Raw genomic sequence first — 25,360 nt, forward strand, 5'->3', positions numbered from 1 at the left:
ACAAGACCCGCCATGTCATGAAATGTGATCTGGTCAGGTGGAATGTCAGCTTGTTAGCCGACGGTGAGCTTGTACTCCTTCGTGACCGGGGTGCTGAGCTTGTCGTAGTCCCTGAGCTGGATGGTGACGGTGTACGTGCCCGCCTTGGCCGGGGTGCCGGCGAGCACGCCGGTGAACCGGTCGAGCGTGACGCCCTCGGGCAGCTCCCCGCCCGTCACCTGCCAGTCGTAGAACGGCACGCCGCCCTTGGCCGCCAGCCGCTGCCGGTAGGGCTCGCCGGCGCTCGCCCGGCCGAGCGAGCCCGTCTCGATGGACGGCTTGAGGAACGGCGTCAGCCTGCGGTTGAGCTTCCACCCGGCGTTCTCGGCGATGAGCAGCGACAGCTTGGTCAGCTCCCACCTCCTGGTCGGGAAGACGTGCCGCCAGCCGCCGCTCTGGCCGCTGATCCGGTCCCAGTACGGGTCGTCGCCGGGCACGTGGTAGCTGGAGTCGAGCGGGACCGGGTAGCCCTGGTAGTCGATGACGTCCTGGTCGTCGCGGCCCCTGCTCTCCATGTACTTCGCCATGCCCTCCCAGTCGCTGTGGAAGGCGACCGCGTGGCCGTACTCGTGCATGACCAGCCCCTGGACGTCGATGACCGAGCCCAGGTCGGTCTTGTACCAGTCCTCGTCGCCCAGGGCGGTGAACAGCTTCATGAGCTGCTCGTCGTACTCCAGGATCATGCTGGTCGAGCGGTGGTACGGCGTGGGCTTGCCGTTCTGGGTGTGGAACTTGCCGTTGATCGTCGGGAAGCCGGTCGAGTAGGGCGTCTGGATGCCGCGGAAGAACACGTACATCCCGTTGTACGGCTTGGCGTTGCTCGCCTCGACCTCGTTCTGCCAGTCGTCGCCCGGCAGCCGCGTGACCTCGTCCCCGGCCGGGACGGTGTCGAACGGCTTGAGGTCGAAGAAGGCGAACCAGTCGCGCACGGCCGTCTCCGCGGCCCTGCGCACGCCGGGGTCGGAGAAGTACGTGGTGATGGTGTCGTAGCGGTAGTCGAAGTCGATCGGGATGGTGGGTTCCAGCTTCTTCTTCTCGTCCTGCTGGACCCGGATGGGCATGGTCCGGGTGACCGTCGCGCCGGTCGCGTCGGTCGTCTTCATGATCCACTTGTGCAGCTCGTCCTGGCCGGCGCCCTGCTTGGAGTGGATGGACAGCCGCACCACCTCGCGGTCGGCGGGACCGGTGAGGGTGAAGCTCTTGGTCGCCCCGGTCGGGGTCAGCTCGCTCGGCATGTTGAACATCAGCCGCGAGGTGCCCTCGGCCTTGAGGTCCACGGTCAGCGGGTAGGCGATGCCGGGGACCTTGGGCGCCCGCACGGTCAGCTCGACGTACGGGTTGGCCAGGTAGCCCTGCCAGTCCACGAGTTGCACGCCGTAGGTGGCGACGTTGCGGTAGAAGATGTCGAACACGTCGAGGCCGGGAGCGGCCTGCCGGGCCGCGAGGCCGGGGCTGGGCACAGAGGCAGCAGCGATGCCGGGATCCGGCACAGCGAGTGCGCCCAGCAGCCCGGCCACCGCGGCGACGATGGCGGTCTTCCTCATGGAGTCCTTTCTCAGGGGTATGCCTTGACTTCCAGCAGGCCGACCGAGCCCTGTCCGCTCTGGAGCACCACCCGCAGCCGGGTCGTGCTCACGCCGGTGAAGGTCACGTGGTTGTAGGCGTCCGCCGCGACGGGGTACGTGCCCGGGATGTCCACGTACGTCGAGCCGTTCCACTGCTGGAGCTTCCAGGAGGCCGGCAGGCGCACCCCGTCGGCGTCGTCGAAGAAGTACACGTCGGCGGAGCTGATCGTCTGCGCGGACGGCCACGTCAGCTCGGCCCACTGCCGGCCGGTCTCGGGCCAGGTCCCCCAGCGCGGGTTGGCGGTGTCGTTGGAGCGCGGCGGGTCGATCCCGTCGTTGACGGCCGCGACGCTCTCCCAGGGCGAGGTGGAGGAGGCCGACGGGGTCGCGCTCCTGGCCAGGTTGGTCGGGGTGCCGCCGCCCCCGCCGACCGTGAGCTGGAAGGTCTTGGTGACGGGGGTGCTCAGCTTGTCGTAGTCGCGCAGGCGCACGGTGAAGCCGTACGTGCCGGCCGTGGTGGGCGTGCCGCTGATCGCGCCGGTGAAGCGGTCGAGCGTCAGGCCCGGCGGCAGCGAGCCCGAGGTGACCTGCCAGTCGTAGAACGGGACGCCGCCCTTGGCGGCCAGCGTCTGCCGGTACGCCTGGCCGGGCGTGGCCTGCGGCACGGACGTGGTGACGATCGACGGCTTGAGGAACGGGGTGAGGGTGCGGTTGAGCTTCCACCCGGCGTTCTCGGCGACCAGCAGCGAGAGCTTGGTCATCATCCACCGGCGGGTCGGGAAGAGGTGGGTCCAGCCGCCGTTCTGGCCGCTGATCCGGTCCCAGTACTTCTGGTCGCCGGGGATGTGGTAGCTGCTGTCGAGCGGCACCGGGTAGCCCATGTACTCCACGACGTCCGGGTCGTTGCCGCCGCCCGAGACGTAGGAGCGCATGCCGGCCCAGTCGCTGTGGAAGGCGACGGCGTGACCGTACTCGTGCATGACCAGGCCGTGGACGTCGAGCACGGAGCCCGCGATGTCGGTCTTGTACCAGTCCTCGTCGGCCAGGGAGGTGAACAGCCGCTTCCCGGCCTCGTCGTACTCGAAGATCATCGCGGTGGAGCGGTGGAGCGGACCGGCGACCTGCTGGCCGTTCCGGGTGCTGTACTTGCCGTTGGCCGCGGGATATCCGGTGGAGTACGGGCTCTGGATGCCGCGGAAGAACACGTACATGCCGTTGTAGGCGGAGGCGTTGGTGACGTTGACGGTGTTCTGCCAGTCGTTGCCCGGCAGGTGGTTGTTCTCGGCGCCGGCCGCCACGGTGTCGAACGGCTGCATGTCGAAGAACCGGAACCAGTCCTTGACCGCCTCCTCCGCCGCCGTCCGGAAGGCCGGGTCGGAGAAGTAGCCGGTGACCGTGTCGTGGCGGTAGTCGAAGGTGATCGGGATCGACGGCTCCAGCGCGGTCTTCTCGTCCTGCTGGACCATGATCGGCATGGTCTGCTGGAACGTGGCCCCGGCGGCGTCGCGGACCGACAGCCGCAGGGTGTGCAGCTCGTCGGCGCCGGGCCCGCGCCTGGAGTGGATCGCCAGCTTGACCGTCTTCTGGTCCCCCGCGCTCGCGAAGGTCAGCGTCTTGGTGGCGCCGGTGGCGGTGAGCCGGCTGGGCAGGTCCATCATCAGCCGGGAGGTGCCCTCGGCCCTGAGGTCGATCGTGACCGGGAAGCGGGCGTCCTGCGGGGGCTTGACGGTCAGCTCGACGTACGGGTTGGCCAGGTAGCCCTGCCAGTCCACCAGCTTGACGCCGTAGTCGTTGACGACCCGGCCGAACATGTCGACGACCTGGGCCGCCGACAGGGCGTGCGCGGGGAGCACGCCCGTGCCGAGGGGGACGAGGATGGAGGCGAGGAGCAGGACGAGCGTGGCGGCTGATCGCTTCATGAGAGGTGTCCTCTTCTCAGTTCTTGATGCCGGTGAGCGTGACTCCTTCGATGAAGTAGCGCTGCAGGAAGAAGAAGAGCGCGACGATCGGGGCGATGACGGCCGCCGAGGCGGCCATCAGGTAGCCCCACTGCGTGATGAACACGCTCTGGAACGAGGCGAGCCCGAGCGAGAGCGTGTACTTCGACTCGTCCTGCAGGTAGAGCAGCGGCCCCAGGAAGTCGTTCCAGGTGCCGATGAACGTGAAGATCGTGACGACGACGATCGCCGGCCTGGACAGCGGCATGACGACCGTCCAGTAGACCCGCCACGGCGAGGCGCCGTCGATGTAGGCGGCCTCGTCCAGCTCGAACGGGATGGTCAGGAAGAACTGCCGCAGCAGGAACACGTTGAACACGCCGCCGCCCGCCCCGGCGAACCAGGCCGGCACGGTGAGCGGGACGAACGTGTCGATCGCCCCCAGCTCCTGCCACATGACGAACGTCGGGATGATCGTCACGGCGTACGGCAGCATCACGCCGGTGAGCAGCAGCGCGAAGACCACGTTGCGGCCCTTCCAGCGCAGCCGGGCGAAGCTGAAGGCGGCCACCGAGCAGGTGAACACCGTGCCGAGCACGCAGACGACCGCGATGATGACCGTGTTGAGCAGGTAGAGGCCGAACGGCTGGGCGGTGAGCGCCTCGCCGAAGTTGGACCACTGGAAGGGGTCCGGGATCCACTCCGGCGGGGCGACGAACATCTGCGTGTCGGTCATGAGCGCGCTGCGCACCAGCCACACGAACGGCAGGATCGTCGGGATCGCGCCGAGCAGCAGCGCCGCGTACACCAGGACCCTGCCGTACCGGCGCGGCCGGCGCAGCCCGGCGGTCGGCGCCACGCCTCGCGGGCGCGTCCGCTCCGGCGTGGCGAGGGCGGTCATCGGGCGCCCGCCATCTCGTAGTGGACCCAGCGGCGGGCGTTGCGGAACATGAGGAACGTCACCACCATGATGATCATGAACAGGACCCAGGCGAGGGCGCTGGCGTAGCCCATCTCGCTCTCGGTGAAGGCCTTGCGGAAGATGTAGTAGACGTAGAAGAGCGTGGCCTGGTTGGGGCCGCCCTCGGTCATGACGTACGCCTGGGTGAAGACCTGGAAGGTCCCGACGACCCCGACCACGAGGTTGTAGAAGATGGTCGGCGTCATCATGGGCAGCGTCACGTGCCAGAAGCGCCGCCACGGGCCGCCGCCGTCGATCGAGACGGCCTCGTACAGGTGGCGGGGCACGCCCTGGAGCCCGGCCAGGAAGATCACCATGGTGTTGCCGAAGCCCCACGTGCTCATGATGATCAGCGACGGGACGGCCATCTCCTCGCTGTAGACCCACTGCGAGGTCGGCAGCCCGGCCTGGCGCAGCAGCGAGTTGAGCAGCCCGAAGTCCGGGTTGAAGATCCAGATCCAGAGCACCACGTTCGCGATGGCCGGGACCAGCGTCGGCAGGTAGAAGATCGTGCGCCACAGGGCCAGGCCGCGGACCTTCTGGTTGAGCAGCATGGCGACGGCGAAGCTGACGATCAGCGTGAGCGGCACCGCGCCGAGCGTGTAGTAGGTGGTGGCCGACAGCGACTTCCAGAACAGCTCGTCGTCGGCCAGCGCCGCGTAGTTGTCCAGCCCCACGAACGTGGGATGCCCGCCCACCTGCCAGTCGGTCAGGCTGAAGAAGAACGACGCGATCATCGGGCCGACCGTGAAGATGACGAACCCGAGGATGGCGGGCAGCGCCATGAGGATGCCCCAGCGCGCCTCGAACCTGCGCATCCTAGATCGCCTGCGTGTGCTGCCAGCCCTGCAGCATCGCGGTGATCTTCGGGGTGGCCTCCTTGAGCACGTCCGCCGCCGGCCGCTTGCCCGACTCGATCTCCTGCAGCGCCGGCGTCAGCACGTCGCTGGAGATGGCCGACATGTTCTTGACCCGGTTACGCAGGTCGGGGACGCCGTGCTGACGGGTGTAGTCGACGACCGCCGTGCGGAACTCCGGCGGGTGCGCCGCGTTCTTGGTCCACGCGTCCACCGACGCCTGGTCCTCGTAGTACTTCTTCTCCTGCGGCATCCACAGGCCCTGCTGGAACAGGTCCACGTACCGGGGGTCGTTGTGGAAGGCGAACAGCTCGACCGCCTCCTCCACGTGCTTGCTCCCGGCGAACACCGCCGACGCGCCCGCCACCTGGGTCGTGGTGAACGGCTCGCCGTATGTGGGCAGCACGCCGATCCCGTAGCCGACCTTGCTCTGGTTCATGTCGAGCAGCGACCAGTGGCCGTCGACGACCATGGCCACCCGCTTGGTCTTGAGCAGGACGTTCGTGCCGGGCACGTCGTCGCCGGTGGCGGCGAGCTGGCCGGGGCCGGGCATGACCCGGTGCTTGTAGATGAGGTCCTGGAGGTTCTGGAACACCTTGATCGCCTCGGGGATGTCCAGCAGGCAGCGCTTGCCGGACTCGTCGGCGAAGTCGCCGCCGTTGCTGCGCAGGAAGCCGTACCAGGCGGCGCCGTAGGTGATGCTGCTGGAGATGCCGAACTGCCGGATCTGCTGGGGGTCGAAGCCCGACTCGTCCGGGTGCTTGCCGTTCTGGTCGACGGTGAGCTTGTAGGCGTTCTGGACGAGCTGGTCCCAGGTCCAGGCCGAGGCGGCGTCGGCGGGCGGCGGGGCGACGCCGGCCTCCGACAGGGCGTCCTTGGCGTACCAGAGGAGCATGACCTCGTTGGCGGTGGCCAGGCCGTGCAGCTTGTCGTGCCCGTACCACAGGTACGCGTCCGGCAGGCAGCCCGCGAGCTGCGGATACTTCTTCACGTACGGGAACAGGTTGACCAGCGTGCCCTGCTCGGCCAGCCGGTAGGACATGCTCATGGGTACGTAGCCGACGTCCGGGACCCGGCCACTGGCCACCAGGGTGTTGAGCTTGACGTCGTACTCGTCGGGCGTGAACAGCGGCTTGACCTTGACGCCGGCGTTCTTCTGCTCATACTGCCGCAGCATCTTCTCCACGGCCGCCTTCTCGAAGGTGGAGCCCCAGTACATGAACTGGAGCTGGGTGCTCCCCTTCGAGCCGCCGCCTCCACCGCCGCCCCCGCAGGCCGCCGCCGCGGCGCCGAGGGCGGCGAGCCCGCCGATCCTGAACAGGTCACGTCGTTTCATGGGTGGTTCCTTACGCGAGGGGGAGCCAGACCCGCATCGCGCCCGCGCCGCGGTTGTCCCACTGGTAGTAGGGGACGGCCGTGGCGGTGAGGCGGGCGCCGCCGGGGTCTGGGGTGGGGGGTGCGCTGCCGTAGGGCAGGCCGGTGGCGGGCGGCTCGGCGGCGTACGCGCCGGCCTCGACGAGGACGGTCCGGCCGAGGCCCGGCACGTCCTCCTTGTCGATCACACGCAGCTCGGCGCGCGGGTCGAGGATCAGGTCGTCCACGTCGGCCTGCTGGTCGGCCTGCTCGAAGCAGTAGACGAGCGGGCCGCGCTCGACGGCGGCCGTGCCGCGCAGGGCGTCGATCCGCCGGTTGGGGTAGGTGAGGCGGGGGGTCAGGTCGAGGCCGAGCTCGACCGTGTCGCCAGCGCGCCACTCGCGGGTGACGACGGCGTAGCCGCGCTCGTCCGGCTCGGCCGCGACGCTCTCGCCGCCGACGGTCAGGGTGGCGGTGCCGGCGCTCCAGGCGGGGATCCGCAGCGCCAGCGACCAGGGGCCGCCGGGGGCCCGGTCGACGGTGAGGACGACCTTGCCGTCCCAGGGGTAGCCGGTGGCGACGGCGAGGTCGAGGCCGCCCGAGCGGATCGCGCCCGGGACGTACTGGTGGACGTGCAGCGCCCGGTCGGCCGTCGTGGCGACGTAGTGACCGAGCGAGGAGACCGTCCGCATGATGTTGGGCGGGCAGCAGGCGCAGGCGAACCACTCCCGCCGCCGCCCCAGGTAGGCGTCCTCGACGGTGTCGTCGCGGCGCTGGAGCGGGTTGACGTAGAAGAAGCGCACGCCGTCGGCCGAGGTGGAGGCCGCGAAGGCGTTGTAGAGGACGCGTTCGATCAGGTCGGCGTAACGGCCGTGGCCGGTGGCCAGCAGCAGCCGCCAGTTCCAGTGGATGCTCGCGATCGCGGCGCAGCTCTCGTTGTAGGCGCGGTCCGGCGGCAGCTCGTGGCGCTCGCCGAACGCCTCGCCGTCGTGGCGGGAGCCGACGCCGCCGGTGAGGTACATCTTGGTGGCGACCATGTCCTCCCAGCGGCGGACCGAGCACTCCAGCAGCGACTCGTCGCCGGTCTCCAGGTAGACGTCCACGACGCCGGCCTCCAGGTAGAGCTGGCGTACGGCGTGGCCGACCGGGGTGTCGGCCTCCCGGACCGGCAGGTGGTCCTGGGCGTACAGGGGGCCCATGCCGCTGTCCTTGATGAGGCCCTTGCCGCGGTTGTCGATGAGCTTGGCCGCGAGGTCGAGGTAGGACCGCTCGCCGGTGACCCGGTAGAGCTCGACCAGGGCCGTCTCGACCTCGGCGTGCCCGTCGATGCCGTCGTCACCGCCGGTCAGGAACACCTCGACCAGGTGGTCGGCGAGCCGGCGCGCCACCGCGGTCAGCCGCTCGCCGGCGCCGGCCCGGGCCCCGGCCACCGCGGCCTGGAACAGGTGGCCGGCGCAGTACATCTCGTGGCTGTACTCCAGCTCGGCGTAGATCTTGCCGGGCTTGACCACCTGGTAGTGGGAGTTGAGGTAGCCGTCGGCCCGCTGGGCCCGGCCGAGCAGGGCCGCCGACTCGGCGATGAACTCGGGGTAGCCGGGTCCGGGCCGCCGGGCGTGCTCCCAGGCCACCGCCTCCAGCTGCTTGTACAGGTCCGAGTCCTGGAACCGGTAGCCCTGGTACTCGCCTTCGGCCTCGCCGGCCGCCAGCCGCAGGTTCGGCACGCTGCCCGCGCGCTCCATCTGCTCCAGGCCGAGGGGGATGCTGGCCTCGCGGTTGATCCGCTGCCAGCGGCCCATCGGCCCGCCGGTGATGTCGACGTCGCGGACGCCCAGCGGGCGCCACACGGCCTTGGCACCCTGGGTGGGCACGGCGGGGCCGACGACCTGGGACGGGTTGACCATGAAGCTCCTCACGCGCTGCCTTCGGGGCCGTCACTCGCCGCGAAGGAAAATAAGGAATAGGTTTTCCTTCGCTGAACGTAGATCCAGCACGAGGTCAGCGTCAAGAGCTCTATAGTGGAGAGGGCGGAAAGGAAAAGGTTTGTCCTCTGAACAGGCGCACGTCGTCACCATCCGCGAGGTCGCCGCGGCCGCCGGCGTCTCGATCGGCACGGCCTCCAAGGCGCTCAACGGCCGCGGCAAGCTGCGCGAGGAGACCCGGGCCCGGGTGACCGCCGCGGCCGAGCGCCTCGGCTTCCGCCCGAATCCCCTGGCGCAGGGGCTGCTCCAGGGCCGTACGTACACGGTGGGCCTGGTGACCGGCGACAGCTTCGGCCGCTTCAGCATCCCGGTCATGCTGGGCGCGGAGGACGCGCTCGGCGCCGGGCAGATCTCGGTGTTCATGTGCGACACGCGCGACGACCCGATCCGGGAGCAGCACTACGTCGAGCGGCTGCTGGCCAGGCGCGTGGAGGGCATCATCGTCACCGGCCGCCGCACCGAGCCGCGCCCCAGCATCGGCGCCGGCCTGCCGGTGCCGGTGGTCTACGCGATGACCCAGTCGGCGAGCGACGACGACTTCTCGGTCATCCCCGACGACCGGGGCGGCGGGGCGCTCGCCGCCCGCCACCTGCTCGCCACCGGCCGCGCCCGCATCGGCCACGTCACGGGCCCGGAGCGCTTCGAGGCGGCCCGGCGGCGCGCCGAGGGCCTGACGGACGCGCTGGCCGAGGCGGGCACGGGCCCGGCCGGGGAGCCGCTGTTCGGGGAGTGGACCGAGGAGTGGGGGCGGCAGGGCGCCGACATCCTGCTGCGGGCCCACCCGGACGTGGAGGCCGTCTTCTGCGGGAGCGACCAGATCGCCCGGGGGGTGTCGGAGACGCTGCGCGAGCGCGGGCGGCGCATCCCGGACGACGTGGCGGTGGTGGGCTTCGACAACTGGGAGCCCATGGTCGAGGGCTGCCGCCCGCCGCTGACGACCGTGGACATGAACCTGGGCGAGATCGGGCGGATCGCCGCGGAGCACCTGCTGGAGGCGATCGGCGGGGCGCCGCGGGCGCGGGGGGTGCTGACGGTGCCGTGCAGCCTGGTGCTGCGCGAGTCGACGCGGGTCAGCTGAGTCCGCGGGTCAGCTGAGTCCGCGGGGCGGGGGCGGGGCGCGCGCCGCGACCCGGAGCGCTACCACGGGACGATCTCGCCGTCGCGGTCCAGGAACTGCAGGCCGGGGGCGCCTGCCTGCGCCTCGAGAACGTCGACGACGGCCGGGATGCTCTCCTCGGGGGCGAGGGGGGCGTCGGGCCCGCCGAGCCGGGTCCGGTTGTGGCCGGGGTCGATGAGCAGCTTGGTCTGGCCGTCGCCGGCGTGGCGGGTGGCGTAACTGCGCATGAGCTGGTTGAGCGCGGCCTTGCTGGCCTTGTAGAGCTCGTAGCCGGGCTCGGTGTTGCCCGCGATGCTGCCCTGCTCGGAGGACATGACGGCGACGGTGCCGCCGGGCGCGACGAGTGCGCGGAGGGCCTCCAGGGCGCGCAACGGGCTCAACGCGTTGGTGATCATCACCTCGGTGAACATGTCGGTCGGGACCTCGTGGATGGGCAGGTCGCCCCGGTCGATCGCCGCGTTGACGAAGAGCAGATCGAGCCGGCGGCCGGCCAGGCGCTCGCGCAGAGCGGCCAGTTCGTCCGGGCTCGTCATCTCCAGCGATTCGATCGTCAGCCGTCCGTTCGAGGCGTCGGCCTCGGCCTGCAGCTCGCCGCCGTTCCGGCGCGTCGTGGCGATGACGTGCCAGTCGCGTCGGGCGAGCTCGCCGGCGAGAACGAGACCCAGCCCTCGTGAGGCTCCGATGACGAGGGCTCGGCGGTTGGTGGTGGCGGACACGTGCGCTCCTTCGCGACGGGGGATTTATCTAGACGCAACGTCACGTCTAGGCGAGACGTTGCGTCTAGACTACAGGGCCGCGCCGCCGACGGGTAAGGTGTCTCGCATGCCCGCCGTGAACTCCCAGCCCCGCAGGGCGCACTCCGGCAACCGACGCGACGAGGCCGCACGGCTGGCCGTGCTCCACGCCGCGGACGACCTGCTCGTGGAGCACGGCTTCGGCGCTCTGACCATCGAGGCGATCGCGCGCCGCGCCGGGGTCGCCAAGCAGACGATCTACCGCTGGTGGCCCTCGAAGGTCGAGATCCTGCTCGACACGCTCATCGAGGACAGCGACAAGCGCCTTTCCGTCCCCACGGAGCACCCCACGGCCGAGACCATCCGCGACTACCTGCGCGGCTTCGCGCGCTTCCTCGGCGACGACCCCGCCGGCAAGGTCCTGCTCGCCCTCATCGCCGAGGCCCAGCACGATCCGGCCACGGCCGCGAGCTTTCACCAGCGCTACCTCGGCCCACGCCGCGAGCAGGAACGCGACCTGATCGCGCGGGCGATCGACGCCGGGGAGGTCTCGCCCCGGCTCGGCCCCGACGACACGATCGACGCTCTCGTCGGCCCGATCGTCTATCGCGCGCTGACGGGGTCGAGCATCCCCCACGAGCTGGTGGACACCCTCGTCGAGGACCTGCTCAGGCCCCGCTCCGCCTGACCGCCCGCCCGGCGGTCGGTTTCCCTCGGTCTGCAAGCGGATCTTTCCGGCTTCTCGCCCGGTCCCGGCATCGCCGGTTGTACCGTTTTGACACCCTGTTTGGATAACCGCTATCTATCGGCCAACCGTTAAGGAGTACGGAGTGCAGGACGCATCGCGCGGACGGCGGCGCCCGCGGCCGGGCCGCGACCGGTTACCGGAACCCGGCGACCGGTTACCGGGCTCCGGCGACCGGGAACCACGGGGCCGTACCGGCTGGAAGCGTCTCATCCCGAGCTGGAAGGTCGTGGTCCTCGCCTGCACGGTGCTGGTGGCGGGCTTCTGCGCGATGATCGCGGTGGCGTACGCCCACACCCCGCTCCCCGTGCAGACCCAGAACCACGCCGTCGAGCAGGGCAGCGTCATCTACTACCGGGACGGCAGGACCGAGATCGCCCGGCTCGGCACCAAGCGCGAGATCGTCCCCATCTCGAGGATCCCCCGGCATGTCCAGGACGCCTTCATCGCCACGGAGAACCGCACGTTCCGCACCGACCCGGGCATCTCGGTGTCCGGCATCATGCGAGCGGCGTGGAGCACGGTGACCGGCCAGCAGGTCCAGGGCGGCTCGACGATCACGCAGGAGATGGCGCGGGGCTACTACGACGGCCTCAGCCAGGAGCGGACACTCCAGCGGAAGTTCAAGGAGATCTTCGTCTCGGTCCGCGCCAGCAAGGAGATGTCCAAGGACCAGATCCTCGCCAACTACCTCAACACCATCTATTTCGGCCGCGGCGCGAACGGCATCCAGGCCGCCGCCCAGGCGTTCTTCGACAAGGACGTCGACCGGCTGACCCCCGCCGAGGCCGCCTACCTGGCGGGCCGGATCCAGAGCCCGATCGCCTTCGACAAGGCGGAGGCGGCGAAGAACTGGGCACCGACCCGGGAACGGTTCGCCTACGCCGTCAAGGGCCTGGCGATCGTCGACCCGGCGAGGTACGGGCAGTTGCCCGGGACGGCGAAGTTCCCCAAGCTCGCCGAGCCGGACAAAAAGGAGGCCCTCAAGGGCATCAACGGCTACATGGTCGACATCGTGCGGCGTGAGCTGGAGCAGCGGGGGATCAGCGAGGAGAGCCTGCGCAGCGGCGGCTACCGCGTGACGACGACGTTCGACAGGAAGCTCATGCGGGCCGCGAAGAAGGTGGTGGAGAGCAACCTCGCCGCCGTCCACGACCGGCACATCCGCGCAAACCTGGCCGCCGTCGACCCGCGCACCGGGCGGGTGATGGCGTTCTACAGCGGCCACGACTACCTGAAGAGCTTCACCAACAACGCCTTCGACGCCCACAAGCAGGCCGCGTCGGCGTTCAAGCCGTACGTGCTGGCCGCCTGGCTGCAGAACGGCTACAGCCTCAGGAGCTACGTGTCCGGCAACGGCCCGGTCACGCTGCCGAACACCAGGCCGATCGGCAACTCGCACGACGTGGGCGCGGCCGTGCAGATCGACCGGGCCACCGCCGAGTCGGTGAACACGGCGTTCGCCACGATGGCGCAGGAGGTCGGCCTGCAGGAGGTCGAGAGGATCGCCGTGGGCGCCGGGATCGACAAGGAGAACGTGGAGCAGGCCGTCAAGGACCACGCGTACGGCATGTCCATCGGCGCCGGCCTGGTCACCCCGGTCGAGCAGGCCGCCGGGTACGGCATCTTCGCCGCCGGCGGCGTCCACCGCGGCGCGCACGTCATCGTCTCGGTCAAGACGTACAAGGGGATGACCGTCATGAAGGAGATCGGCGTGCCCAGGACGGTCATCAGCCCCGACGCCGCCGCCGACGCCACCTACGCGATGCAGCAGGTGGTCAGGAACGGCACCGCCGCGGGCACCTCGCTGCCCGGCGGGCGCCCGATCGCCGGCAAGACCGGCACCAACAACGAGAACAAGGAAGCCTGGTTCGTCGGCTACGTCCCTCAGCTCTCCGCGGCCGTCGGGATGTACAAGGAGGTCCCGCGGACCGACCCGAAGACCGGGAAGGTCGTCAAGGACGCCAACGGCCATCCCCTGTCCAAGGAGGTCTCCCTCGGCGACATCCAGGGCGCCGACACGCCCACCGAGATCTGGCGCGACTTCATGACGCTCGCGATGGCCGGCAAGCCGGTCGAGCCGTTCCCGGCGCCCGTCTTCGGCGGCCAGCGGCACGACCTGGTGCGCAAGCCGACGCCCCGAGCGACGCCCGAGCCGACCCGGGACCCTTCCACCGAGGACGACGTGAGCGACGACAGCGACGTCGGCGACGTCGGCGACGTCGGCGACGACAGCGACGACAGCGACGACAGCGACAATCGCCGCATGAGGCCACGGGTTTCGGCGCCAGGAGGATGACGTGCAGGACGCAGTGCTGGCGATGCTCGCCAAGGAGCCGGCGCACGGGTACAACCTGCGTGCCCGGCTGCAGCGGAGCCTGGGCCCGCTGGGCGAGTCGATGAACCCCGGCCAGATCTACGTGACCCTGGCCCGGCTGGAGAAGGCCGGGCTCGTGGTCTGCGAACGGGCCGGCGGCCTGCCCGAGCGGCCCGAACGCAAGGTGTACGCGCTCACACCGGCCGGGCAGCAGCGGGTGGCCGCCTGGCTGGCCGAGGTGGGCTGGCCCAAGCCGGACCTGGCGGAGTTCCACCTGAAGCTCGCCGCAGCCGCCGCGGCGCGGCTCGCCGACCCGGTCGAGCTGGTGGCCGCGCAGCGCCGCGAGCTGCTGCGCCGCCTGCGTGAGGTGCAGCGGGCGGCGCTGAACGAGCCGGCGGGTTCGCGTGCCGGCCTGCTGCTGGAAGGGGTCGTCCTGCGCCTGCAGGCGGACCTGCGCTGGCTGTCGGCCTGCGAGCGGGCCTGGTCGGGGAACGACGACGAAGCTGAGGACGCATGAATGAGCCGAGTCCCGTGGTCGAGGTCCGCGGCCTGGTCAAGGACCACGGTGAGAGGCAGGGCCGGGTCCGCGCGGTCGACGCCGTGGACCTGGAGGTGCCCCAGGGACAGACGCTGGCGGTGATGGGCCCCAGTGGCTGCGGGAAGTCCACGCTGCTGCACCTGCTGGGCGGCCTGGAGCGGCCCACCGGCGGGGAGGTGCGGCTGGCCGGCCGGCGCGTCGACACCCTGAGCGAGCGGGCCCTGGCGCGGTTGCGCCGCCGGTCGGTGGGATTCGTCTTCCAGGCGTTCCATCTGGTGGAGGAGCTGTCGGCGGCCGAGAACGTCGAGCTGCCCGCGCTGCTGGCCGGGCGCTCGCGGCGCGAGGCCAGGCGGAGCGCGAACCTGCTGCTGGAACGGGTCGGGCTGGCCGGCCGCGCGCGGCATCTGCCGTCACAGCTCTCCGGCGGGCAGCGTCAGCGGGTCGCCATCGCCCGCGCGCTGGCCAACGAGCCGCTGGTCGTCCTGGCCGACGAGCCGACCGGCAATCTCGACACCGCGGCGACGCTGGAGGTGCTGCGGATCTTCGAAGACCTGCGTTCCGCGGGGCAGACCCTCGTGATCGTCACGCACGACGAACGCGTCTCGGCCACCGCGGACCGGCTGATCTCGATGCGCGACGGGATGTTCGTCGACGACACCCGGATGGTCGGCTCCGGCATCGGCTCCGGCACCGGCAGCGGGTGGCTCGGCGGCCTGGTCGGGCTGGAGGGCTGAACGTCATGGGCTCCCTCGTGCTCGTCGTGCGTCTGGGGCTGGCCGATGTGCGGCGGCACCGGGTCCAGGCCGTGATGCTCCTGCTCGCGGTGACCGTGGCGACCGCCACGATGGCTCTCGGCCTGTCCCTGCGCGGTGTGAGCGACGCGCTGTACGAGCAGACCCGCGCGGCCACCGCCGGGCCGGACGTGGTGGCGCTCTCCGGCGTGACCGGCCCCGCCCAGACCTCGGCCCTGGCCGCGCTGGCGGACGATCCCGACGTGGTCGCCCACCAGGGCCCCTACCGCGTCGTCTACGCCGACCTCGCCACGCGCGACTCCCTCACGTCCCACGTGGTGGTGCACGGCTTCGCCGAGACGCCCGGCTCGGTCGACCGGCCGCTGGTGACCTCGGGTCGTTGGCTGCGCCCCGGCGGCGCGGTCCTCGAACGGGGCTTCGCCACCGCGCTGGGCGTCGGCGTCGGCGACCACGTCACCATCGCCGGCCGCTCGTACCCCGTCGTCGGGATCGCCGTGACCGCGGCCACCTCCATCTACCCCTGGGCCGCGCAGATCGGCCCGTACGGCGGGCCCAGCGACTCCACCGGCCTGGCCTGGATGACCCGAGCGGACGCCCAGGCCCTGGCCTCGTCCCGGGACCTCCCGGTGACCATGGCCCTGGACCTCAAGCTGCGCGACCCCGCCGCCACCGAGAGCTTCATCGACGCCCACCCCGTCCCCCTCACCCTCCATTCCTGGCAGTTCACAGCCGAACAGGACATGGTCATCCTCAGGAACAGCCAGCCGATCCTGGTCGTCGGGAGCTGGCTGCTCGGCTTCCTGGCCGTCACCGGAGTGGCGGCACTGGCCGCGGGCCGCGCCGTGGAGCAGACGCGCCGGGCCGGGCTGCTCAAGGCCGTCGGCGCCACTCCCGGCCTGATCGCGACCGTCCTGCTCACCGAGTACCTGGCGCTGGCGCTGGCCGGCGACGCGCTGGGGCTGGTGATCGCCCACCTGACCGCGCCCGCCATCGCCAGCCCCACCGCCAGCCGGATCGGTGACGCGGCCGGGCCCGGCGGCGCCACCGTCGTCACGGCGACCGTCCTCGCCGTGGCGGTGGCGCTGCTGTCCACGCTGCGTCCCGCGCTGCGCGCCATGCGCACCGCGACCGTCACGGCGCTGTCCGCCACCGCGCACCGGCCCCGTCACCGCCCCTGGCTCACCGCGCTGTCCGCGCTGCTGCCCACGCCGCTGCTGCTCGGGCTGCGGCTGACCGCCCGCCGGCCGGGCCGCGCCGTGCTCCAGGCGTGCTCCACCGCCACCACGGTGATCGGCATCGTCGCCCTGCTGATCATCGGCGCGCAGCCGGAGAGGGGCTACGGGCTGGACGGCTCCTCCGCCCTGCCCAACCTGCGGGACGAGCACGACCGCCGGGTGATGCTCGCCGTCACCGCCCTGCTGGTCGCCCTCGCCGTCGTGAACACCATCACGTTCACCTGGACCACCGCCATGGAGGCGCGGGCGAACATGGCCGTCGCGCGGACGCTCGGCGCCACCCCGGGGCAGATCTCCATGGGGCTGTCCACGGCCCAGCTCCTGCCCAGCCTGCCCGGCGCCCTCGCCGGTGTCCCCCTGGGCATCGGCCTGTTCGCGATGTTCGCTCTCGGGAAGTGGACCTTGCCGCCCTCCTCGTGGCTGTTCGGCGCCGCGTTCGCGACTCTCGTGGCGACGGCGGCGCTCACCGCGCTGCCCGCCCGGCTGGCGGCCCGTCAGCCCGTGGCCCGGGCCCTCAGCGCCGAGACGGCGTGATCGGCCCCGCCGGCCTGAGCGACGGCGACCGAGGCACGTGCCGGGTCAGCGGGCGGCGGCATCGACGACCGAGGCACGTGCCGGGTCAGCGGGCGGCGGCATCGACGACTGAGGCACGTGCCGGGTCAGCGGGCGGCGGCCGCGATCACGGCGGCGGCGAGGCGGACGTTCTCCGCGGCGCCGGCGCCTCCGCCCAAGGCGAAGCGGCGGCGCGTGTAGGCGTAGGCGACGCCGCTCGCCGGGTCGGCGAAGGACTGCGCGCCGACCGCGCCGCTGTGCCCGAACGCGTCCGCCCCCAGGAACGGGTAGCGCCGCGCCTGCGCCTCGAACCCGAGCAGGAAGTGGTCCCGCTCCCCCGTGACCAGGTCGAGCCCGCTGGAGGTCGGGCGCGTGAACTCGGCGAGGACGTCGGGCTTGAGCAGCGGGCCCCGCCCGGCGCCCGCCACCTCGCCCAGGGCCGCCGCGTACATGCGGGCCAGTCCCCGCGCGTTCCCCACGCTCCCCACCGAGGCGGGCCCGAGCGCGCGCACCTCACGGGCGTTGGCGAACGCGACCAGGTCGGTCGGCGGGGTGGCGTGCAGGTTGAACGCGATGCCCATGAGGCTGTCGGGCGCCGGCCCCATGGACGCCGCCGACGCCTGCTCCCGGGGCAGCAGCGGCCGGACCGGCACGTAGCGCGCCTCCTGCTCCTCCGGCAGCCCCAGGTAGAAGTCCAGCCCGTGAGGTGCGCGCACCCGCTCCTCGTACACCTCCTGGAGCGTACGGCCGGTGACCCGCCGCACGACCTCGCCGGCGAGAGCGCCGATCACGAACGCGTGGTACCCGTACCCCGTGCCCGGCTCCCAGAAGGGCCGCTCCCCCGCGAGCCGGCGCGCGAGGACCCGGTCGTCGGCCAGTTCGGCCGTGGTGAGGCCGCCGTCGGCGCCGATGAGCCCGGCCCGGTGCGCGAGCAGGTCGCGCACGGTCAGCCGGTCCTTGCCCGCGGCGGCGAACTCCGGCCAGTAGCGGGCGACGGGCCGGTCGAGGTCAATCAGGCCGTCCTGGACGAGCAGCGCCACCACCAGGTACGCGGCCCCCTTGCCGGAGGAGTACAGGGCGTGCAGCGAGTCGCCCGAGATCCCCTCCCCCGCCCACAGATCGACGACCTTCCGGCCGTGGACGTAGGCGGCGAGCTGGGCTCCCGGGTCCTCCTCCACGGCGGCGACGGCCGCGAACTCCTCCAAGACGCCCTCGAATCCCTCGGCCACGGTGCCATGAACGCGCGCCATCACTCTCATCTCCCCGCCCTGTGGTCGGCACGAACAGAAGGAGCATATGGTCACTGATCATGACCGTCAAGTTCAGTGACTATCTAGCGGCGGCAGCTCAGGGAGTGACGGGGACGATGCGCGCCTCCCGCAGCTCGCCGCGCTCGATCGCCAGCAGGCCGATCGTGCCGTGGGGCTGGCGGCGGCGGTCCGTCGGCGAGCCCGGGTTGAAGATGCGCAGGCCGTCGCCCGTCTCGTCCATCGGGATGTGGGAGTGGCCGAACACGACCAGATCGGCGCCGGGGAAGCGGCGGCGCATCCGCGGCAGGCGCCCCTTGGCCGGGCCGCTGTCGTGGATCATGCCGACGCGCAGGCCGTCCAGGGTCAGCTCCAGCGTCTCGGGCGCGACCACGTCCGGGCCGTCGTTGTTGCCCTTGACGACGTGGACGGGCGCGTACGCCGACAGCTCGTCGATCACGGACGCGACGCACACGTCACCGGCGTGCAGGATCACGTCGGCGCCCCGCAGGTGCTCGGCCACCCGGGGCGGGCAGGAGCGCCAGCGGCGGGGCGCGTGCGTGTCGGACAGGACGACCACTCTCATCCCCCTCCCCTGCCCGTTGGGCGGCTACGGGATCGCGCGGTCAGCGCCGGATGGCCGCGAGCAAGTCCCCGAGGGCGGTCGCGACGGCGGCGGGGGCTTCCACGGGCAGCAGGTGGCCGGCCCCGGGGACAGTCGCCAGGGTCGCGTGCGGGATGTGCGGCAGGAGGTGGTCGCGCAGGACACGTGGCGGCTCCACCACGTCGGCCGCCGCGGCCAGGACCGTCACCGGGACCTCGATGTCCCGCGCGGCGCCCGTGACGTCCTGCGCGATGCCGCGCAGGGGCCACTCGTGCCGGGCCTCGGTCCGGGCGGCGAGGCTGTCGCGCACCGCGGCGTCGCGCAGGGCCCCGGGCAGCGGCGTGGCGGTCAGGACATGGTCGAGGGCGTGCCGCACCGTCTCGGGCGAGTCGTAGGCGTGCGACAGACCCTGCCGGTACTCCTCGGTCACCGTGGCGGGCGGCTGTGGCGGTGCGGGCGCGACGAGCACCAGGCCGGCCAGCCCGGCCGGCCGGCGGGCCGCGACGAGCTGGCTCACCTTGCCGCCCATCGAATGGCCGACGAGCACGAACGCTCCGCGCACGCTCGCCGCGGCCACCCGGGCGAGATCGTCGGCGAGCTGGTCGAGGTGGTACGGCCCCGGCAGCGCCTGGGAGGCGCCCCAGCCCCGCTGGTCGAAGCGGACCGTCGCCTGCCCGGGCGGCAGATGGCCGATCACACCGTCCCAGGTGCCGGCGGAGCCGCCCCAGTAGTGGACGAACACCAGCGCCGGACCGGCGTCTCCGCCCACCCGCACGTCGAGCGACCCGCCCGACACGGGAACCGTCATTGTCGTTTCCGTCATCATCATGCCTTCCTGTCGGCCGCGGAGATCGGCTCGGCCGCGGAGATCGGCGCTCGTCCGTCCTGTCGCGGCTCCGAACCGGTAGCCTGACCTGCATGTCAGGCCCAGCCGCGACAGTACTCGCGGGGTGCGTCCGGCCTTTGGCGTAAAGGAGCACAGTAGTTGTGAAAAACGGACACGGTGCTGTGCGGCAACTGCGCTACCTGCCTGCCGTCGGATCGGCGTACGGGGTGGAGGTGCTCAGTTTCGCCGCGCTGCGCTCGATGGACGGCGACCGCCGTCGCATACAGCCGCAACGCCCCGACTTCCACGTGTTCGCCCTGGTCGGCTCCGGGACCGGGAGCCACGAGGCGGACTTCCACGGCTACCGGCTGGAGGAAGGCAGTGCCGTGTGGATCCGGCCGGGGATGGTGCACCGCTGGAGCGACATCGACGCCTGCGACGGCCCGCTGGTCCTCTTCCGGCCCGGCTTCCTCCCCGGCCTCACAGCGTCGGAGGCCGGCACGCCGGCGTGCTGGCACCTGGATCGGCAGCGGCTGTCCCTCGCCCTGCTCGCCGCCGACCACCTCGATCGCGAGCACGGCGCATCAGTACGAACACCGCGCCTGGCGTCACCCGCCCTGCTGTCCCACCTGCTGGCGGCGCTGATCCTGCGCGCACTCCCCGACACCCCGGTCCCGGCCGGCGCGACGACCTCCCATGACCGACGTACGGCCGTGTTCCGCGCCTATCGGGACGCCGTCGAGGAGCGCTTCACCGACTGGCACCACGTGGCCGACTACGCCCGGCACCTGGGCCATGACGTGCGCACACTCACCCGCGCGACGCGCGCCGCCACCGGCACGGGCGCCAAGACCTTCCTCGACCAGCGCATCCTGCTGGAAGCCAGAAGACTGCTGGCCCACACCGACCTGCCGGTCAGCGGCTGCGCCCGGCGGCTCGGCTTCCGGGACGTCGGCAACTTCACCACGTTCTTCCGGCGCCAGGCCGACATGCCTCCCGCCACCTGGCGCGCCATGTACAGCAGCCCCGGCTCCCTTGAGAGCGCGTCCGCGGCCCCAGGGGAAGGCATCCCCTACGAAAGTCGCCCGACCCCCTCCCGATGACCGATCCGCCGGGAGAGGACCGGGTCATAGTGTCCGATCATGCGCAAAGCCATCCAGGTGACCGGTCTGATCCTGCTGCTCCAGGGCGTCAGCGGCGCCATCGACCATCTGGCCGTCCAGCCGTTCATGGGGGTGTTCCTCAACTTCTTCAACCGGGTGATCGTGCCCCGCGTGGAGATCCTGGCGGCCCAGCCGCTGTTCGCCAACCTCGCCCTGGCGGTGCTCGGCCTCGTGCTGATCATCGCGGCGGCCCGCTCGTAGGCCCTGTCAGGTGTCGATGACTGAGCCTCCGCGGGCGGCGGGATCACGTGACGGGGTCCCGGAGCCAGATCCGGATCGAGGCGACATCGAGGGTGCCCTGGTAGATGCGCTCACGCTTGTCGAAGCGGGTAGCCACGGCCCGATGCCGGCGGAGCTTGTCGACGCAGCGCTCGACGATGTTGCGCTCCTTGTACCGCTCAGCGTCGAAGTCGGGCGGGCGGCCTGCCTTGTCGCCCATCGCGCGGGCGGCCCGCTTGCGCGGCCTGCCCAGCCCGCGCCGCCGGATGCGGATGGACTCCATCAGGGGGATGAAGCGGGGCGAGTCGCCGTGCCGGCCGGGGCTTTTGACGGGATGCCGAGGGCCGGGGCATACCGCGCCCTCGGCCTCATCGCACCCCGCCCCGGTCCCACCCAGTGACCAGCGGCGATGCCGGTTGCAGGCCGTCTTCCACGTCCCGCACAAGGGCGGCAGGTCCTGCCGGGGAACGCCGGTACGCGTCCGGCGGTAGATCCGCCCAGTTGATCAACACGAGTCGCCTTGATCGACGGGGCGGCTCGAGATCGGTCATCGTGAGTCGACGGTGGCTCTCAGGATGGGAAGCGATCGGCCAGGAGCGACTTCTCGTTCCCCGACACGCTCGGCCCCCATCCGCAGGTAGAACGCTTCGGCGTGCGGGTCGGACTCGATGGTCAAGGTATGGAAGCCGGCGCCACGCGCCGATTCGACGGCGTGCTCCCAGAGCGTACGCCCCAGACCGGTACCGATGACCTCGGGTTCGAGGAAGAGGTCTGCCAGTTCGCCGTGCGGGGGTTCGCCAGAGATCTGGTAGTAACCCGCCAGCGCGCAGTCCCGCTCCGCGACGACGACACGACCGTCACGGATGGCGGCGGAACTGATCGACAGCATCTCCGCCATCCGGTCCAGCATCGCCTGCGGATAACCCCAATACGCCTTCGAACGCCGAGTTAGCGCGGTGAGCGCATCCGCTTCGCCCGGCTCGGCGGCGCGCAATATGATCTTGTTCACCGCCACAGTATCGCCCCCCTTGTCCATCCGAGGCGAAGGATTATCAGGCCGCCGCGCCGGGTGAGGTCCACGGCGTCGGCCACGATCACTGGGGTACGGCGTGTCGCCTGCTGAAACGCGAGGCGATCTCGATCGCCATCGCGACCGTCTCCGCCGGCATCGGGCCAGGGCTACCCGCTTCGACAAGCGCGCGCATCTACCGAGGCACCCTCGATCTCGCCTCGATCCGGATCTCGCTCCGGGACCCCATCACATGATCACGGGACACGACCTGCGCTGCAGGGCGCGGAGGATCTGCCGGCCTCTTTCGCACGAGAGGATCACGGACTCCTGGAGCGAGGCCGGACACGATGGTCATGACTCGCCCGTTCAGGCTCCCCGGGCATCATCGGCAGCACCGGCTGGGAGCCATCCAGCACCTGGACCTGCGTCTTTTCATCCGCGCACAGCACCAGCGCCCGCTCTGGCGGATTCAGACACAGCCCCACGATGTCACGGACCTTGTCCACGAACTGCGGATCGGCCGGCAGCTTGAAAGTCTCCTGCTTGTGCGGCTTGAGACCGAACGCCCGCCAGATCCGCGAGACCGCCGTCTGTGACATGCCGGCCGCCGCCGCCATCGACCGGGTCGACCAGTGCGTGGCATCGACGGGCTTGGTCTCCAGGGTCTTGACGACCACCGCCTCGACCGCCTCACCGGTGATCTTCCTCGGCGCTCCGGGGCGCGGTCCATCGGCCGGCCCTTCCAGCCCCGACTCGATGAACCGCGCCCGCACGTACCGCCTTCCGGACACCGTCAAGCCCTGCGGTGGTCGCCGATCACGAGCCGGACTCCGGTCGGAGTGGTGTCAGCACACGATCGTCGACGTCGTTCAGCGCTCTCCGCACGGCGCCGAGTGCGACGGCCGTGTCGCCGAGGGCTGACAGCGCGAGCCGGGGCTCCACCAGGGTGCGCGGACGCAGATGCCGTTCGACGGCGGCCAGCAGCTGATCGCCCGCCCGGGACAACCCGCCGCCGATCACGACCAGGTCGGGATCCAGGATGAGGTACACGGCGGCCAGGCCGCGGGCCAAGCGCGCACAGATCGTGTCGATGATCGTCTTCGCCAGTGCGCTACCCGCGGCCGCGGCCTCGAACAGGGCCGCCGGCAGCGCATCCTGTGTGCTAGCCGCGATGCCGTGAGCAGATGATCCGACGCTGATGATGTGATGGCCGTGCCTCCTTTCGTCCCTACAGCAAGGCGAAGCACGGCCACATGGGACAGCGCCGATGCTCCCCCGGTATAGCGGACTGGGGACCATCTCCCCGAAGTACGGGTGGATCATCTCTGGTCCACTATGCCGGTGTCTCTTCCGAAGGCGCGCATGCTGGTGGCACTCATCAGGAGGTGAGCACATTGACCAGTGTCCTGCGGTTACGCAACAGCCAGCGGGCCGACCGCGCCCGCCACGCCATCGCCCACAGCCCGACGTGGTGGGAGGTCATGTCGGGGGTGACGCGCGCGTCGTCGGCCTCCCAGGCGATCTCCGAGACGACGAACTCCACCATCAGCTCGAACATCCTGGCCCGGTCTGCCCGGGGCAGGCCATAGGCGTCGACCATGGCCCGCATCTGCCCGGCCCGCTCGGCGAGTGGGGGCAACCCCTCCAGCTCCGCCACGATGTCGTCGTGCAGCTTGGCGTTGAGCCAGCATGCCTGCGCCAACTCGACCAATGGGTCGGTCGGCCCGGCGAACTCCCAGTCGATCAGCGCGACCGGAAGGCCGTCGCGGGCGACGATGTTCCACGGTGCGGTGTCGCAGTGGCTGATGATCCGCCGTCCCTCACCGACCTCGCGCCCGTGCCACGGGAACCAGATGGCGTCTCTGGGGGGCGTGAACGTGCCAACCGCGTCGTGCAGATCTCTGATCAGGCGGCCCACGGCCGCCGCACCTTCGAGGGACCAGCCGCCGGGATGGGCGAACTCGCCCTCGATGTAGGTCAGCGTCTCCCTGCCTTCGGCATCGTATCCAGCCCCTACCAGGCGAGGAGCCGCGGGGAAACCCACCTCTTCGAGGTGGTTGAGCAGCGCATGCACGGCAGGCGTCCACGGCCCCGAATCACGCACCACGACATCGCCGCGACGGTGAACAGCGCTTCGCCCGATCCCCGTGGTCAGCTCGATCTCCGTCACGGCTCCATGCTCACAGCCGCGTCAACCCGATTAAGTCGTCAAGAACCGATCCACCGAACCATCGTCCGACCTGCCCCGCCACCGTCCTGATCAGGCCGCGATCCTTCTCTCGGGCCGTATCCTCCAGCGTCCCCCGGCCCCTTCGCTGCCATCCTGACCCGCGTGCGTGGTCCTGCCTAGGACCTGTTTTGTGGATCTCATGTGAGCCGTAGCAGCAGGCAGGCGATGGTGACACCTGCCTGGTAGCGAACAACGAGCTCGTTGTAGCGGGTGGCGATGCCTTTGAAACTGCTTGAGCCGGTTGAAGCACCGTTCGACAACGCTGCGACGCTTGTAGCGGGCCGGGTCGAACGCGCAGCGCCGATGGCCTCGACGAGCTCGCCCGGCCAGTTGGTCGGCGCGTTCAGGAATGGTCGCGCCGATGCCCCTCCGGTGCAGATAGGCGCGGATGGCCTGGGCGCTGTAGCCCTTGTCCGCGATGACGTGCTGCGGTCGGGTGCGGGGCCGGCCGCGGCCGAGCCGAGGGATGCGAAGGGCTGCCATCTCGCGGGTGAACTGGGTGCAGTCGTTGATGTTGCCGCCAGTGAGGACGAAGGCCAGCGGCAGACCGCGCCCGTCGGTGGCCAGGTGAAGCTTGGTAGACAATCCACCGCCCCGAGCGCCCGAGCGTTCGAGCGCCTGACCGCCTGAACCACCACGCCCACCGCATCGTTATGAGCCTGGACGTGCCAAGCAGCCGTTTCCATGTCCCGTCCCCTGACCAGCGGCGGAATCGCTGGTAGATCGTCTGCCAGGAGCTGTACCGTTCCGGGATGTCTCGTCAGTCGGTGCCGGTGCGGATCTTCCAGATGATGCCGTTGAGCACCTGTCGGTGATCCCGCCAGCGGCCACCGCGCCCCGGGTTGGCCGGCAGCAGCGGCACTCATCGAGCCCCACCCGAGCTCACCGCGCTGCTCGAATCGGCGAATCAGAAGGCGGGCGCACCTCCCCGATCCGCAAAACACTGCCTGGGCGCGCTTCCCCGCGTTCAAAGAATGAGCGGGACGATGGCGGTGTGTGCGCCTGGGATATCGGGGCGGCCGTCGGTAACGAGACGGATTCAGAGATTGGCCTTGATGATCTTGACGGTGGCAGTGTCCAGGGGCACCGCGGTCGGTCCCGGGAATGGCCAGTCGAGGAGGCGGTGCATCGCGGGGTCGTTGGCTGCGGTGAAAGGCACCGGCGAGGCTGCGATGCGATCGGCACGATGGCCGAGGCTTGGTGTCCCAGAGCTGGTCGAGGATAGGCACGACGAAGACGGCGAGGACTTGGGCGAGAGTCCTCCGCCGGCCAGGAACGCCACCGGGTCTCTGGTGTTCGCTGGTCCCTCGCATCAGCGAACACCCAGACCCCGAATCGGGTTTTCCGTCGTTGTCATGTGCGAGGGCGGAACCCGTCG

The 25,360-nt window shown here is 70.8% G+C and carries 22 protein-coding genes and 2 pseudogenes; 8 read left to right on the forward strand and 16 right to left on the reverse strand.

What is annotated here, in order from left to right; all coding sequences use genetic code 11:
• Positions 1-53 precede the first annotated feature (53 nt).
• From HTZ77_RS33225 to HTZ77_RS33255, 6 genes are read right to left on the reverse strand one after another with little or no spacing between them, the layout of a single operon-like run.
• A complete protein-coding gene (locus tag HTZ77_RS33225) occupies positions 54-1,583 on the reverse strand; it encodes an Ig domain-containing protein (protein WP_175593678.1) in 1,530 nt (509 codons plus the stop codon).
• Between the two features lie 11 nt (positions 1,584-1,594).
• Entirely contained in the window at positions 1,595-3,523 is a 1,929-nt protein-coding gene (locus HTZ77_RS33235) for an Ig domain-containing protein (RefSeq protein ID WP_205304184.1), read from the reverse strand.
• A 16-nt stretch (positions 3,524-3,539) separates the two neighbouring features.
• On the reverse strand, positions 3,540-4,442 hold the full coding sequence (locus HTZ77_RS33240) for a carbohydrate ABC transporter permease (protein ID WP_175593679.1): 903 nt from the start codon (positions 4,440-4,442) through the stop codon (positions 3,540-3,542).
• A complete protein-coding gene (locus HTZ77_RS33245; protein ID WP_175593680.1) occupies positions 4,439-5,320 on the reverse strand; it encodes a carbohydrate ABC transporter permease in 882 nt (293 codons plus the stop codon). The genes HTZ77_RS33240 and HTZ77_RS33245 overlap by 4 nt, the downstream gene beginning before the upstream one ends.
• 1 nt (position 5,321) lies before the next feature.
• Positions 5,322-6,695 (reverse strand): extracellular solute-binding protein, encoded by a 1,374-nt coding sequence (locus tag HTZ77_RS33250; protein WP_175593681.1) that lies wholly within the window; start codon positions 6,693-6,695, stop codon positions 5,322-5,324.
• A 10-nt stretch (positions 6,696-6,705) separates the two neighbouring features.
• Complete coding sequence (locus HTZ77_RS33255) at positions 6,706-8,613, reverse strand: glycoside hydrolase family 127 protein (protein ID WP_175593682.1); 1,908 nt, start codon at positions 8,611-8,613, stop codon at positions 6,706-6,708.
• 139 nt (positions 8,614-8,752) lie between these two features.
• Here HTZ77_RS33255 and HTZ77_RS33260 point away from each other — a divergent pair, with 139 nt between their 5' ends.
• Positions 8,753-9,769: a LacI family DNA-binding transcriptional regulator gene (locus HTZ77_RS33260; RefSeq protein ID WP_175593683.1), complete on the forward strand. Its 1,017-nt coding sequence runs from the start codon at positions 8,753-8,755 to the stop codon at positions 9,767-9,769.
• 59 nt (positions 9,770-9,828) lie between these two features.
• Here the strand turns inward: HTZ77_RS33260 and HTZ77_RS33265 are convergent, their stop codons facing one another.
• Positions 9,829-10,524 carry an SDR family NAD(P)-dependent oxidoreductase gene (locus HTZ77_RS33265; RefSeq protein ID WP_175593684.1) on the reverse strand — a complete coding sequence of 232 codons (696 nt, stop codon included), beginning with the start codon at positions 10,522-10,524 and terminating at the stop codon, positions 9,829-9,831.
• A 106-nt stretch (positions 10,525-10,630) separates the two neighbouring features.
• Here HTZ77_RS33265 and HTZ77_RS33270 point away from each other — a divergent pair, with 106 nt between their 5' ends.
• The 5 genes from HTZ77_RS33270 (at position 10,631) to HTZ77_RS33290 (ending at position 16,663) form a co-directional block, all read left to right on the forward strand.
• Entirely contained in the window at positions 10,631-11,230 is a 600-nt protein-coding gene (locus HTZ77_RS33270; RefSeq protein WP_175593685.1) for a TetR/AcrR family transcriptional regulator, read from the forward strand.
• A gap of 142 nt (positions 11,231-11,372) precedes the next feature.
• The gene (locus HTZ77_RS33275) at positions 11,373-13,586 is read left to right on the forward strand and encodes a transglycosylase domain-containing protein (RefSeq protein WP_175593686.1); all 2,214 of its coding nucleotides are present in this window, start codon (positions 11,373-11,375) and stop codon (positions 13,584-13,586) included.
• A gap of 1 nt (position 13,587) precedes the next feature.
• Positions 13,588-14,121, forward strand: a complete 534-nt coding sequence (locus tag HTZ77_RS33280; protein ID WP_175593687.1) for a PadR family transcriptional regulator — start codon at positions 13,588-13,590, stop codon at positions 14,119-14,121.
• The gene (locus HTZ77_RS33285) at positions 14,118-14,876 is read left to right on the forward strand and encodes an ABC transporter ATP-binding protein (protein WP_175593688.1); all 759 of its coding nucleotides are present in this window, start codon (positions 14,118-14,120) and stop codon (positions 14,874-14,876) included. The genes HTZ77_RS33280 and HTZ77_RS33285 overlap by 4 nt, the downstream gene beginning before the upstream one ends.
• 5 nt (positions 14,877-14,881) lie before the next feature.
• On the forward strand, positions 14,882-16,663 hold the full coding sequence (locus tag HTZ77_RS33290) for an ABC transporter permease (protein ID WP_175593689.1): 1,782 nt from the start codon (positions 14,882-14,884) through the stop codon (positions 16,661-16,663).
• 125 nt (positions 16,664-16,788) lie between these two features.
• Here HTZ77_RS33290 and HTZ77_RS33295 read toward each other — a convergent pair whose 3' ends face one another.
• The 3 genes from HTZ77_RS33295 to HTZ77_RS33305 form a co-directional block, all read right to left on the reverse strand.
• Positions 16,789-17,931 (reverse strand): serine hydrolase domain-containing protein, encoded by a 1,143-nt coding sequence (locus HTZ77_RS33295; protein WP_175593690.1) that lies wholly within the window; start codon positions 17,929-17,931, stop codon positions 16,789-16,791.
• Positions 17,932-18,028: 97 nt separating this feature from the next.
• Positions 18,029-18,514: a metallophosphoesterase family protein gene (locus tag HTZ77_RS33300; protein ID WP_175593691.1), complete on the reverse strand. Its 486-nt coding sequence runs from the start codon at positions 18,512-18,514 to the stop codon at positions 18,029-18,031.
• Positions 18,515-18,554: 40 nt separating this feature from the next.
• On the reverse strand, positions 18,555-19,340 hold the full coding sequence (locus HTZ77_RS33305) for an alpha/beta fold hydrolase (protein WP_205304187.1): 786 nt from the start codon (positions 19,338-19,340) through the stop codon (positions 18,555-18,557).
• 179 nt (positions 19,341-19,519) lie between these two features.
• Here HTZ77_RS33305 and HTZ77_RS33310 point away from each other — a divergent pair, with 179 nt between their 5' ends.
• The gene (locus HTZ77_RS33310; RefSeq protein ID WP_175593692.1) at positions 19,520-20,461 is read left to right on the forward strand and encodes a helix-turn-helix domain-containing protein; all 942 of its coding nucleotides are present in this window, start codon (positions 19,520-19,522) and stop codon (positions 20,459-20,461) included.
• Between the two features lie 39 nt (positions 20,462-20,500).
• Positions 20,501-20,722 carry a hypothetical protein gene (locus HTZ77_RS33315; protein WP_175593693.1) on the forward strand — a complete coding sequence of 74 codons (222 nt, stop codon included), beginning with the start codon at positions 20,501-20,503 and terminating at the stop codon, positions 20,720-20,722.
• 43 nt (positions 20,723-20,765) lie between these two features.
• On the opposite strand, the gene HTZ77_RS33320 is transcribed toward HTZ77_RS33315, so the two are convergent.
• From HTZ77_RS33320 to HTZ77_RS45525, 6 genes and pseudogenes are all read right to left on the reverse strand, one after another.
• Complete coding sequence (locus HTZ77_RS33320; RefSeq protein ID WP_175593694.1) at positions 20,766-21,023, reverse strand: transposase; 258 nt, start codon at positions 21,021-21,023, stop codon at positions 20,766-20,768.
• 264 nt (positions 21,024-21,287) lie between these two features.
• Positions 21,288-21,749 (reverse strand): GNAT family N-acetyltransferase, encoded by a 462-nt coding sequence (locus HTZ77_RS33325; protein WP_175593695.1) that lies wholly within the window; start codon positions 21,747-21,749, stop codon positions 21,288-21,290.
• 350 nt (positions 21,750-22,099) lie between these two features.
• Positions 22,100-22,549, reverse strand: a pseudogene (locus HTZ77_RS33330) (helix-turn-helix domain-containing protein); the annotation flags it as partial.
• A gap of 19 nt (positions 22,550-22,568) precedes the next feature.
• Positions 22,569-23,075: an ROK family protein gene (locus tag HTZ77_RS33335; RefSeq protein ID WP_175593696.1), complete on the reverse strand. Its 507-nt coding sequence runs from the start codon at positions 23,073-23,075 to the stop codon at positions 22,569-22,571.
• Between the two features lie 55 nt (positions 23,076-23,130).
• A complete protein-coding gene (locus HTZ77_RS33340) occupies positions 23,131-23,922 on the reverse strand; it encodes a phosphotransferase (protein ID WP_175593697.1) in 792 nt (263 codons plus the stop codon).
• Positions 23,923-24,119: 197 nt separating this feature from the next.
• A pseudogene (locus HTZ77_RS45525) lies at positions 24,120-24,829 on the reverse strand (IS5 family transposase); the annotation flags it as partial.
• Positions 24,830-25,360: the final 531 nt, after the last annotated feature.

It is taken from the genome of Nonomuraea montanisoli (genome assembly GCF_013363975.1).
Classification (GTDB): domain Bacteria; phylum Actinomycetota; class Actinomycetes; order Streptosporangiales; family Streptosporangiaceae; genus Nonomuraea; species Nonomuraea montanisoli.